Source organism: Phaeobacter sp. A36a-5a (assembly GCF_037911135.1).
Classification (GTDB): domain Bacteria; phylum Pseudomonadota; class Alphaproteobacteria; order Rhodobacterales; family Rhodobacteraceae; genus Phaeobacter; species Phaeobacter bryozoorum.
Map to the genome: position 1 here is coordinate 1,146,059 of NZ_JBBLYU010000001.1, position 11,160 is coordinate 1,157,218.

The window sequence follows — 11,160 nt, forward strand, 5'->3', positions numbered from 1 at the left end:
CCTAACACGCTGCCCGACTGACATAATTGGAAACGGCGCGTCCTGATCGGCGCGCCGTTTGCTATTGATCGCATCACACTGTTGAACGGGGGTTTGGCTAGGATCAGGACCTGCAGGAACCGGGAGGTGTCAGCATCCGGCGGAACATCCGGTCGAGATGCTCTGGTGCCGCATCAAACGGATCCTCATCCCCCATCAATGTGCGGACCTGCACATCGAAATCCGCATAATGCTGGGTCAGCGACCAGATCGAAAACAGAAGATGCTTCGGATGGGTCGGGTTCAGCTTGCCGTTTGTCATCCAGCCTTCGATCAGATCCGCTTTTTCTTCCAGCAGCGGTTTTAGATCCTTGGACAGGGTTTCCAGCATTCGTGGGGCGCCCTGGACAATTTCATTTGCAAACAAGCGGCTTTCGCGCGGGTAATCCCGACTCATCTGCAACTTGCGCTGTACATAGGACAGCAGTTCCTCCAGCGGGTCACCCTCGGCGTCGATGGCGCGCAGCGGATCCAGCCAGGTGTCAAGCAGCCCCGACAGCAGTTCCGTGAAAATCGCCTCCTTCGAGGGGAAATAGTAGAGAAGATTGGGCTTGCTTAACCCGGCGGCACGGGCAATCTGGTCGACAGTGGCGCCGCGGAATCCGCTGTTGGAGAATACTTCCAATGCGGCCTCCAGAATGGTGGCGCGATTCTTTTTCTGAATGCGGGTGGGGTTGCGATCCTTGGGCATGGGGCTGTTTGGGCTCTCGCTGGTGGCCGCAACACCGCTGCGCGCCTGAATTTCGCTCAACCGGCTCTGCGCGCCGGAGTTTTCTTGTCTTGTTAGACGCAATTTCTTGACTGAATGTCCACCCGTGATAGCCTGAGTTTGACCAGTTGGTCAAATCATGACCAGCGTTTCAAAGCCACCGACAAGGCGCAAAGCCGCGGGACCCTGCAAAAAAGCAGGGCAACAGGGAAGGAAGCTGAGATGACGTCGCTTGGACAGAATCTGAAGATCAATGGTGACAGGCTGTGGGACAGTCTGATGGAGATGGCAAAAATCGGACCCGGCGTCGCGGGCGGCAACAACCGCCAGACGCTCACCGATGAAGATGCCGAGGGGCGCGCACTGTTTCAGACATGGTGCGAAGCGGCAGGTTGCACTATGGGGCTGGACACGATGGGCAATATGTTCGCCCGTCGCGAAGGAACCGACCCCGATGCGCTGCCGGTCTATATGGGATCACATCTGGATACGCAGCCCACTGGCGGTAAATATGACGGCGTCCTTGGGGTGCTGGGCGGGCTGGAAGTCATCCGCACACTCAATGATCTAGGCATCAAGACCAAACATCCGATCGTGGTTACCAATTGGACCAATGAGGAAGGCACGAGGTTCGCTCCGGCGATGCTGGCCTCCGGTGTTTTTGCAGGCAAGCATACGCAGGACTGGGCCTATGCGCGGGAAGATTCCGAGGGAAAGACCTTTGGTGACGAGCTGAAACGTATTGGCTGGGTGGGCGATGAAGAGGTTGGCGCGCGCAAGATGCACGCGATGTTCGAATTGCACATCGAACAGGGGCCGATCCTTGAGGCGGAAAACAAGGATATCGGCGTGGTGACCCATGGCCAGGGCCTGTGGTGGCTGCAATGTACGGTCACGGGCAAGGACGCCCATACCGGATCGACCCCGATGAACATGCGTGTCAATGCAGGCCTTGGCATGGCGCGCATGACGGAGGCGGCGCATCAGATTGCCATGGCGCACCAGCCCCATGCGGTCGGGGCAGTCGGACATTGTGACGTCTACCCGAACTCGCGCAATGTGATCCCCGGAAAGGTGGTCTTCACCGTCGATTTCCGGTCGCCCGATCTTGAAAAGCTGACGTCGATGCGGTCGAAATACGAGGTAAAGGCGAAGGAGATCGCCGACGAGCTGGGCCTTGGGCTGGAGATTGAACCGGTCGGTCATTTTGATCCTGTCACCTTTGATGAGGGCTGCGTCAGCGCGGTGCGCTCGGCGGCCGAGCGGCTCGGTTATAGCCATATGGATATCGTGTCAGGTGCAGGACATGATGCCTGTTGGATCAATGATCTGGCGCCGACGGCGATGATCATGTGCCCCTGTGTGGACGGTCTGAGCCACAATGAAGCCGAGGATATTTCCAAGGACTGGGCGGCCGCCGGAACCGATGTCATGCTACATGCGGTGCTGGAAACTGCAGAGATCGTCTCGTGAGATGCGCCCCGGAAAGGTTTGGGGTGTGGGTTGCGGCAGTCTGCGGCGTGCAGTGAAGGGGGCGCTGCCCCCGCGGCCCGCCGGGCCGCTCCCCCGGGATATTTCCGGCCAGAAGAACAACCAGAGGAACAGGGCACCTGTTCTGAAAGAACACGCGGAGGCGTAGAAACACGCCCCAATCCAGGGAGTTGTTACCATGAGTAGAGTCATCAAGAACGGCACCGTCGTGACGGCCGATCTGACCTATAAAGCGGATGTGCTGATCGAGAACGGGGTAATCACCGAGATTGGCCCGAACCTGAAAGGCGACGAGGAGCTGGACGCCTCCGGCTGTTATGTGATGCCGGGGGGGATTGACCCGCATACGCATCTCGAAATGCCCTTCATGGGGACCTATTCCTCGGATGATTTTGAAAGCGGTACCCGGGCCGGGCTGGCGGGGGGCACCACCATGGTGGTGGATTTTGCGCTGCCGAATCCAGGCGAGAGCCTGCTGGACGCGCTGAAACGCTGGGACAATAAATCGACCCGCGCCAACTGCGACTACTCTTTCCACATGGCGGTGACCTGGTGGGGCGAGCAGGTTTTTGACGACATCAAGACCGTGATCCAGGAGCGCGGCATCAACACGTTCAAGCACTTCATGGCCTATAAGGGCGCGCTGATGGTGAATGATGACGAGCTCTATGCCTCCTTCCAGCGGCTGGCTGAGCTTGGCGGCATAGCTATGGTGCATGCTGAAAACGGCGATGTGGTGGCGGAGCTGTCGGCCAAGCTGTTGGCAGAAGGCAACACCGGCCCAGAGGCGCACGCCTATTCCCGCCCGCCGCAGGTAGAGGGCGAGGCCACCAACCGCGCCATCATGATTGCCGACATGGCTGGCGTGCCGCTCTATGTGGTCCATACCTCCTGCGAGGACAGCCACGAGGCCATTCGCCGGGCCCGCATGCAGGGCAAGCGCGTCTGGGGCGAGCCGCTGATCCAGCATCTGACGCTCGATGAGAGCGAGTATTTCAATACGGACTGGGACCACGCCGCGCGCCGGGTGATGTCGCCGCCGTTCCGCAACAAGCAGCATCAGGACTCGCTCTGGAACGGCTTGCAGTCTGGCTCCTTGTCGGTGGTGGCGACGGACCACTGTGCCTTTACCACCGAGCAGAAACGCTATGGCGTTGGCGATTTCACCAAGATTCCCAATGGTACCGGCGGGTTGGAAGACCGGATGCCGATGCTATGGACCCACGGCGTCGAAACCGGCCGACTGACCCCGAATGAATTTGTGGCCGTCACCTCGACCAATATTGCCAAGATCCTGAATTGCTATCCGAAAAAGGGCGCGGTTCTGGTCGGCGCCGATGCCGACCTGGTGGTCTGGGATCCGGAGAAGCGCAAGACGATTTCCGCGGCCAGCCAGCAGTCGGCGATCGACTATAACGTGTTCGAGGGACATGAGGTGAAGGGATTGCCGCGCTTTACCCTGACCCGTGGCCATGTGGCAGTGCATGACGGCGAGATCCGCTGTCAGGAGGGCCATGGCAAGTTCGTCGCCCGCGAGGCCAATGCCACTGTGAACAAGGCGCTGTCGACCTGGAAGGAGCTGACGGCGCCGCGCCCGGTGGAGCGGTCGGGAATTCCGGCAACAGGTGTGTAATCCAGGGACGGGCTGCCAGCTATGGCGGCCCGTTTTCCTGTGTGTAATCAAGGCGAAGAAATGAACATGGAAACGACCACCCAGGCGCTCAACTCCCAGGCCGCCGCTTCCGACATCAACCCGCTTGGCCCTGTCATAGAGGCGAAGGCGCTCGATCTGACGTTTCAGACCAATGACGGGCCGGTGCACGCGCTGAAGAATGTCAGCCTGGAGATCAATCGCGGCGACTTTGTCTCTTTTATCGGGCCGTCCGGCTGCGGCAAGACAACTTTCCTGCGCTGCATCGCGGCGCTGGAACAGCCCACCGGTGGCAGTCTCAGCGTCAATGGCATGACCCCCGATGAAGCGCGGCGCAAGCGGGCCTATGGCTATGTGTTCCAGGCGGCCGGGCTCTATCCGTGGCGAACCATCGCCAAGAACATCAAGCTGCCGCTGGAGATCATGGGCTACTCAAGGGCGGAGCAGGACAAGCGGGTCGAACGGGTTCTGGACCTCGTGGAACTCACCGGGTTTGGCGGCAAATACCCCTGGCAGCTGTCGGGCGGTATGCAGCAGCGGGCCTCGATCGCGCGGGCGCTCGCCTTTGATGCGGATATCCTCCTGATGGATGAACCCTTTGGGGCGCTGGACGAGATTGTGCGCGACCACCTGAATGAGCAGCTCTTGAAGCTTTGGGCGCGCACCAACAAGACCATCGGCTTTGTCACCCACTCGATCCCGGAGGCGGTCTATCTGTCGACCAAGATTGTGGTCATGTCGCCGCGACCCGGACGGATCCATGACGTGATTGACAGCCCGCTGCCAAAGGACCGACCGCTGGATATTCGCGACAGCCCGGAGTTCATCGAGATTGCGCATCGTGTTCGTGACGGTCTGCGAGCGGGGCATGCCGATGACTGATGTGGTCTGTTTGCGGGGCAGGGCACCGGAAGATTCCAATTTTCCGGGACATTTTCGTGGAAGAAACAGGGGGTCGCGGAGCGCTGGGTCCGGAGGGGCAGGATCATGAAAACCGCACTTGCTATATTAAGTGTTCTCGCTGCGATAACCGCGATCTGGTACGCGGCCTGTGTGCCGATGAACATCAAGGGAGTTCTGGACGCTGCTGAACGCGCGGGTGCCGAGGTGACACCGGCCACCGCGCGTGAGCGGCGAGATATGGCGGCGTTTGGGCTGGTTTTTGGCAACCCCGCTGTGGTGACACAGGTCTGGTCGCAGGACCGGCCCCGACTGCCGGCTCCTCATCAGGTGGCGGTGGAGCTTTGGGAGACCACGGTTGAGAAGAGGATCACCTCAAAGCGCAGTCTGATTTATCACGGTCAGGTGACGCTGTCGGCGACGCTTCTCGGCTTTGTGATCGGCACCGGGTTGGGCATTCTTCTGGCGGTTGGAATCGTACACAGCCGGGTGATGGATATGTCGGTGATGCCATGGGCCATCGTCAGCCAAACCATCCCGATTATTGCACTGGCACCGATGATCATCGTGGTTCTTTATTCCATCGGGGTACAGGGAATCCTGCCAAAGGCGGTGATCTCGGCCTATCTGAGTTTTTTCCCGGTTGTTGTGGGGATGGTGAAAGGCTTGCGTAGCCCGGACCAGATGCAGCTTGACCTGCTGAAGACCTACAATGCGAGTGTCGGGCAGGGGTTCTGGAAGCTGCGGTTGCCTGCCTCGATTCCCTATCTTTTTGCCTCCCTCAAGATCGGCATTGCCGCATCGCTGGTCGGGGCCATCGTCGGGGAGTTGCCAACGGGCGCCGTTGCGGGCCTAGGCGCGCGGCTTCTGGCGGGGAGCTACTATGGGCAGACCGTACAGATCTGGTCGGCGCTCTTTGCGGCTGCGATCTTGGCCGCCGCGTTGGTTGCATTCTTGGGACTGATCGAAAGGCTGGTGCTGAAACGGATGGGGGTGACCGTATGATTGATGTTTGGGCCAAGGGCTCTGCCCTCGCCGCTGCGCGGCTCACCCGGGATATTTTCGGCCAGAAGAACAAGGGGATCAGATCATGACGATGGTTGCGATTGCGCTGCTGGTCTGGTGTGGAGGCTGGTGGCTGAACAGCCGTCTGGCCAATGGTCCACGCGCCCATACCCGTGGTGTGAAGCTGCTTGTCCCGGCAATTTTTGGCGTGACGCTTCTTGTCGTTTGGGAGCTTCTGGTGCGGGGGCTTGCGGTTTCGCTGGTGATCCTGCCTGCGCCTTCGGTCATTGCGGAGCGGTTTGCGACCAGCCTGCCCATTCTCTGGCAGGATTTTCAGCAGACCATTCTCAAAGGGGCGCTGTCTGGGTATATCATCGGCTGCGTTGCGGCGCTTTTGATGGCCATTGCGGTGGACCGCAGTGACTTCCTCCGGCGGGGATTGCTCCCGGTTGGCAATTTTGTGGCCGCGCTGCCGATTGTCGGCACCGCACCGATTCTGGTGATGTGGTTCGGCTTTGACTGGCAGTCAAAAGCGGCCGTTGTGGTGGTGATGGTGTTTTTCCCGGTTCTGGTGAACACCGTGGCCGGGCTGCGGGAAACCTCGGCCATGCAACGCGATCTCATGCAGACTTATGCGGCGAGCTACTGGCAGGGGTTCTTCAAACTGCGCCTGCCTGCGGCGCTGCCCTTCATCTTCAATGGTCTGAAGATTTCAACCACGCTGGCCCTGGTGGGGGCCATTGTGGCGGAGTTCTTTGGTTCACCGACGGTGGGGATGGGATTCCGGATCTCGACCTCGGTCGGACAGCTGGCGCTGGACATGGTCTGGGCTGAAATCCTGGTGGCTGCATTGGCGGGGTCGGCATTCTACGGCATGATGGCTTTGGTTGAGAAAACGCTTACTTTCTGGCACCCGTCGCAACGGGGATAGGCGGGGGCGGGCCGTCGTTGCCCGGCCCCGTAAAAACTGGAAAAAACCTTTGGAGACACAGGGGAATTCGCGCAGAATTCGCAAAGAACAACAGACATAACAACAGGGAGAAGACAGATGAAAACACTGCTGACCGCCGCCGCATTGGCGCTGGGAACGGCATCGGTTGCGCAGGCTGCCGATGAGGTGAAGCTGCAACTGAAATGGGTCACACAGGCCCAGTTCGCGGGCTATTATGTCGCGCTGGATCAGGGGTTCTACGAGGCCGAGAATCTCGATGTGACCATTCTGCCCGGCGGTCCCGATATTGCGCCGACGCAGGTGATTGCAGGCGGCGGTGCGGATGTCACGGTCGAGTGGATGCCGGCCGCGCTTGCGGCGCGTGAAAAGGGCTTGCCACTGGTCAATATCGCGCAACCCTACAAAAGCTCGGGCATGATGCTGACCTGTTGGAAGGACACTGGCATCGCAGCGCCTGAAGATCTGGCAAATCGTACGCTGGGCGTCTGGTTCTTTGGCAATGAATTCCCCTTCATGAGCTGGATGAGCCAGCTCGGGATTTCCACCGAGGGCAAGGGTGAGAAGGGCGTCGAGGTTCTGAAACAGGGCTTCAATGTCGATCCGCTGCTGCAGCGTCAGGCCGACTGCATTTCGACCATGACCTACAATGAGTATTGGCAGGTGATTGATGCCGGCGTGTCGCCGGATGAGTTGATTACCTTCAAATATGAGGATCAGGGCGTGGCAACGCTTGAGGATGGTCTTTACGTTCTCGAAGACAAGCTTTCTGATCCGGCCTTTGTCGACAAGATGCAGCGTTTTGTCCGGGCCTCTATGAAGGGCTGGAAATGGGCTGAGGAGAACCCGGACGCCGCAGCAGAAATCGTCCTGGACAATGATGCCTCGGGCGCGCAGACCGAAGAGCATCAGAAGCGGATGATGTCGGAAGTCGCCAAGCTGACAGCTGGCAGCAACGGCACATTGAGCGAGGCTGATTACCAGCGCACGGTGAAGACGCTGCTGGATGGCGGCTCAAGCCCGGTGATCACCAAGGAGCCGGAAGGCGCCTGGACCCATGTCATCACCGATGCCGCGCTGAACTGAGCTTTAGTGCAGTGATCTGGCCCCTGTCCGCTGTTCTGCGGGCGGGGGCTTTTCTATTGTATTGCGCACAGGCGCGCTATGGGGCGCTGTGATCCTCGCCTGTCTCGGCAGGCCAGCGGTGGGGGCGGAAGCATCTTATGAGAGACAGTTTGAGGGCAAAGATCATCGCCGTCTGCAACGACAAGATCGCGAAAAAGGGGGATGGCGTTGGCCTTTCCTTCTATGCGTTTTTTGCCAATCGGAATGACGATCCCGAGGCGCTGATGGAGGCGGCAGAATGGTGGATCAAGCATCATCAGCTGGACCATTTTGAAAAGGCAGTAAAGATTCGTCAGATGGTGGAGACAGGTCTGTGACCCTGCCGTAGTGTTGCGCCGCACCCGGTCGGGCGGCTGGTTCTGCACCAGTAGCGCCCGGTCTGTGGGCAGGTGGCCCATTTCCCTGTTCCTTCAGCAGCTGTTGACGCCGACAGAAACGGCGTGACCGCCGATCGGATAGGCCGGATCTTTCAGAATAAATGACAGTTAAAAGTTGAGTCTTATTTTCGATTACACGTTACAGGTCGAAATTCCATGTTAGCCTCATCTCATCAAACGATGGGGATTTTCGGCTGTGGTTTGGTTCTCAATCTGAAGGGAGAGGCCATGACTGTCTGGGAAAACGTGCAACTCTGCCTACGCTCTCAACCCAATGTGCGCGAAATGGCTGATCTGCGGACTGCGGTCCGGGTCTCGCATCCCGGTGCCTCCTATCGACGGTATAACCCCGAAAGCCAGGTGCGCTGGCCGCTGGCAGATCTCTGTGAGGCGGCGGTGCGGCGGCGTCAGCAGCATTCGCGGTTGGGAGCGTCGGCGCCGCGCTCCGATCAGGTGCTGGTGATGTATGATGCCCGCGCAGTGGAGCAGCTATCCTGGTTGAAGAACCATCCCCCGGTAGCGGGTATGGATGTCACAGCTGCGGCCACCAGCGGTCTGGAACGCGCTGGTCACGCGGATCTGTTACACGCGATTTCCGACGGGTTTGACTGGGTGCTGCTGGAATCCGCAATTGAAGAGAACGCGCGTCTGGCGCAACTGCGGGAGATGGAGCTGGCCGCTTGTCTGGGGCTTGAGGGGCGGGTGGTCCTGTTCCATTCGGCGGCGCATCTGGAGCAGCTGCTGGCGGAAGGTATTGCGCAGCTGCCGGTGATGGAGCACCGGTGTGTCGACACCGAGAGCAACGCCAAGCCGCGCCGTCGGCGCGAGGCGCTGCAGCTCTTTGCCAGTGTGACCCTGTCGCAAGACACTGATGTCATCGCGTTGCCGCAGGACGCCCCTTATGGCGGGATCGAGCTGACTGGGGATTGCACCCTCTGTCAGGCCTGCACCTGGATGTGCCCCACCAATGCGCTGATCGGAGCGGAGAACGGAGGCGGGCTGGACTTCATAGAGGCGGACTGCATGCAATGCGGGCTATGCGTATCGGTGTGCCGCCAGAATGCGATCAGATTGGTGCCACGGCTGGAGCTGAAGCGGGACCGGCTGCCGGTATCGCTGACCCAGCCGGATTTCTTCTGGTCGGATGGGCTGTCCGGAGGGGCCGAAACCGCAACGGGGGAGACGGCGCCGCAGACGGCCAGTTGCGGTTCCGGGCCGACCATCGATACGCCGGGCGCTGCTCGGGCGACTGACGCAGCGGCATCGGGCAAGACCGAGATCGATGATGATCATGACGATCCCGATGATTGGATGGGCGGTGGCGGCGCTGACTGGTCCGGGCATACTGTCCGGGAGAGGACAGACCGGGGGGCTGGTACGGGTTCGTCGCTGCTGCGGCTTAATGATCTGGGCGCGCATTGGCCTGACTGGGCGCGTTTGACGGGACTTATGGCAAAACGGCGCGAAGATCCGCTGTCCTAGGACCTTGGCGTGGCTGTGCAGAGGGGCGACAGATCCGGAGATCCGAAGTTAGCTCTGCTCCATAAACCCGCCGTATTGGCCGCGTTTGAAGATCAGACCCTTTCCTGGGCGGCTGGTAGTACGCAGCACCGCGCCGACAAGAATACTATGATCGCCGCCGTCGTGGCAGGCATGGGTGCGGCAATCAAATCGGGCAATGACATCAGGCAGAACGGGTATTCCCTCGTCATTGTCTCGCGCTGGAATACAGGAAAAATCTTCGCCGTTGCGGGCAAAATGCATCGCCATGTCCAATTGATCCTCGGCCATGACATGAATCGAAAAATGGGTGGCAGCAACAAATGGATCGTGGCGTTTGGACGCGCGGGCGGGACACCAGAGCAGCAGTGGCGGATCCATCGAGACCGAGGTGAAGCTGTTGGCTGTGATTGCCAGCGGCCCACGGTCCGTGCGTGTGGTCACCACGGTCACGCCAGTGCCGAAACACCCGAGGGCGTCTCGGTAGGCCCGCAGGCTGTCGGGACCGGGGATAAAGCTGGTTTCGGACATCTCGCGCGCCTTTGGTTCAGTTCTGTGCTGGGTGCCATGGGAACAAGCCCATGTCCACCAGCTCCAATGTGGCACGCATCCCCTCAAAAGCCAGAGAGGATTGAAAACAGGCCCACATTTCTGCGGACCTGTCTGGTAATTAATGTTTTTCGACAACACGCTTTGATTGAACGTCGTCGTGCTGACCTTCGTCAAGCGGTTGCAGCACGTACAACTTTGCTCAGCGAGTTCGCGATCTGGTTGATCTCGCCCATTGCATCGATTCGGTTCAACACATCTTTGTCGTCGTAATAGCTGATGAGCGGCGCGGTCTGAGCATGATAGGCGGCCAGACGGCTGCCCACGGTTTCGGCATTGTCGTCCGCCCGACGCGTCATCTCGGTGCCACCACAGGCGTCACAGGTGCCCTCGACGCCTGGCTGTTTATACTGGTCGTGATAACCTTCGCCACAGCCTGCGCAGGTATACCGTCCGGCAACCCGCGCCACCATTGCGGCATCGTCCACCTCCAGGCTGACAGCGGCGTTGATCCGCTGACCGGTTTCCGCCAGCAACTTGTCCAGTGCCTCCGCTTGGACCGTCGTGCGGGGGAAGCCATCCAGGATGACGCCCTTTGCACAATCCGGTTCCGCCAGCCGGTCACGCAGGATGTTGATCACGATCTCGTCGCTGACCAGCTCGCCTGCCTCCATTACGGCTTTTGCCGCGAGGCCCGCCGGAGTGCCCGCAGCGACGGCAGCCCGCAGCAGATCGCCGGTGGATAGCTGGACAAGGCCAAAGCTCTGTTCCAGTTTACGCGCCTGGGTGCCTTTGCCGGCGCCGGGCGGTCCAAGCAGGATCAGAACCGCAGGGCGGGTGAGAACGTCAGTCTCCATGTCAGCAA

Annotated in this window: 11 protein-coding genes; 8 read left to right on the forward strand and 3 right to left on the reverse strand. The window is 59.9% G+C overall.

Going from position 1 to position 11,160, the window contains the following annotated elements:
* Positions 1-103: 103 nt before the first annotated feature.
* Positions 104-730 carry a TetR family transcriptional regulator C-terminal domain-containing protein gene (locus tag WLQ66_RS05405; RefSeq protein WP_340546309.1) on the reverse strand — a complete coding sequence of 209 codons (627 nt, stop codon included), beginning with the start codon at positions 728-730 and terminating at the stop codon, positions 104-106.
* Between the two features lie 240 nt (positions 731-970).
* Here WLQ66_RS05405 and WLQ66_RS05410 point away from each other — a divergent pair, with 240 nt between their 5' ends.
* The 8 genes from WLQ66_RS05410 to WLQ66_RS05445 all read left to right on the forward strand — a co-directional run bounded on the left by WLQ66_RS05410 (position 971) and on the right by WLQ66_RS05445 (position 9,728).
* Positions 971-2,221: a Zn-dependent hydrolase gene (locus WLQ66_RS05410; protein ID WP_340545340.1), complete on the forward strand. Its 1,251-nt coding sequence runs from the start codon at positions 971-973 to the stop codon at positions 2,219-2,221.
* A gap of 196 nt (positions 2,222-2,417) precedes the next feature.
* Positions 2,418-3,872 (forward strand): dihydropyrimidinase, encoded by a 1,455-nt coding sequence (gene hydA / locus WLQ66_RS05415; RefSeq protein ID WP_340545341.1) that lies wholly within the window; start codon positions 2,418-2,420, stop codon positions 3,870-3,872.
* Between the two features lie 60 nt (positions 3,873-3,932).
* Positions 3,933-4,772 carry an ABC transporter ATP-binding protein gene (locus WLQ66_RS05420; protein ID WP_340545342.1) on the forward strand — a complete coding sequence of 280 codons (840 nt, stop codon included), beginning with the start codon at positions 3,933-3,935 and terminating at the stop codon, positions 4,770-4,772.
* 105 nt (positions 4,773-4,877) lie between these two features.
* Complete coding sequence (locus tag WLQ66_RS05425; RefSeq protein WP_340545343.1) at positions 4,878-5,795, forward strand: ABC transporter permease; 918 nt, start codon at positions 4,878-4,880, stop codon at positions 5,793-5,795.
* An 85-nt stretch (positions 5,796-5,880) separates the two neighbouring features.
* Entirely contained in the window at positions 5,881-6,726 is an 846-nt protein-coding gene (locus WLQ66_RS05430; protein ID WP_340545344.1) for an ABC transporter permease, read from the forward strand.
* Positions 6,727-6,843: 117 nt separating this feature from the next.
* Positions 6,844-7,830 carry an ABC transporter substrate-binding protein gene (locus WLQ66_RS05435; protein WP_340545345.1) on the forward strand — a complete coding sequence of 329 codons (987 nt, stop codon included), beginning with the start codon at positions 6,844-6,846 and terminating at the stop codon, positions 7,828-7,830.
* A gap of 137 nt (positions 7,831-7,967) precedes the next feature.
* Entirely contained in the window at positions 7,968-8,186 is a 219-nt protein-coding gene (locus tag WLQ66_RS05440; protein ID WP_340545346.1) for a DUF6500 family protein, read from the forward strand.
* Between the two features lie 288 nt (positions 8,187-8,474).
* Positions 8,475-9,728, forward strand: a complete 1,254-nt coding sequence (locus tag WLQ66_RS05445; protein WP_340545347.1) for a 4Fe-4S binding protein — start codon at positions 8,475-8,477, stop codon at positions 9,726-9,728.
* Between the two features lie 48 nt (positions 9,729-9,776).
* Here WLQ66_RS05445 and WLQ66_RS05450 read toward each other — a convergent pair whose 3' ends face one another.
* Positions 9,777-10,277, reverse strand: coding sequence for a flavin reductase family protein (locus WLQ66_RS05450; protein ID WP_340545348.1), 501 nt, complete (start codon positions 10,275-10,277; stop codon positions 9,777-9,779).
* Between the two features lie 191 nt (positions 10,278-10,468).
* Positions 10,469-11,152 carry an adenylate kinase gene (locus WLQ66_RS05455; protein WP_340545349.1) on the reverse strand — a complete coding sequence of 228 codons (684 nt, stop codon included), beginning with the start codon at positions 11,150-11,152 and terminating at the stop codon, positions 10,469-10,471.
* Positions 11,153-11,160: the final 8 nt, after the last annotated feature.

What these genes read in the sequence shown, in the direction of transcription:
- WLQ66_RS05405 (WP_340546309.1), bottom strand. Translation starts at nt 730, where the DNA reads ATGCCCAAGGATCGCAACCCCACCCGCATTCAGAAAAAGAATCGCGCC.
- WLQ66_RS05410 (WP_340545340.1), top strand. Translation starts at nt 971, where the DNA reads ATGACGTCGCTTGGACAGAATCTGAAGATCAATGGTGACAGGCTGTGG.
- hydA (WP_340545341.1), top strand. Translation starts at nt 2,418, where the DNA reads ATGAGTAGAGTCATCAAGAACGGCACCGTCGTGACGGCCGATCTGACC.
- WLQ66_RS05420 (WP_340545342.1), top strand. Translation starts at nt 3,933, where the DNA reads ATGAACATGGAAACGACCACCCAGGCGCTCAACTCCCAGGCCGCCGCT.
- WLQ66_RS05425 (WP_340545343.1), top strand. Translation starts at nt 4,878, where the DNA reads ATGAAAACCGCACTTGCTATATTAAGTGTTCTCGCTGCGATAACCGCG.
- WLQ66_RS05430 (WP_340545344.1), top strand. Translation starts at nt 5,881, where the DNA reads ATGACGATGGTTGCGATTGCGCTGCTGGTCTGGTGTGGAGGCTGGTGG.
- WLQ66_RS05435 (WP_340545345.1), top strand. Translation starts at nt 6,844, where the DNA reads ATGAAAACACTGCTGACCGCCGCCGCATTGGCGCTGGGAACGGCATCG.
- WLQ66_RS05440 (WP_340545346.1), top strand. Translation starts at nt 7,968, where the DNA reads ATGAGAGACAGTTTGAGGGCAAAGATCATCGCCGTCTGCAACGACAAG.
- WLQ66_RS05445 (WP_340545347.1), top strand. Translation starts at nt 8,475, where the DNA reads ATGACTGTCTGGGAAAACGTGCAACTCTGCCTACGCTCTCAACCCAAT.
- WLQ66_RS05450 (WP_340545348.1), bottom strand. Translation starts at nt 10,277, where the DNA reads ATGTCCGAAACCAGCTTTATCCCCGGTCCCGACAGCCTGCGGGCCTAC.
- WLQ66_RS05455 (WP_340545349.1), bottom strand. Translation starts at nt 11,152, where the DNA reads ATGGAGACTGACGTTCTCACCCGCCCTGCGGTTCTGATCCTGCTTGGA.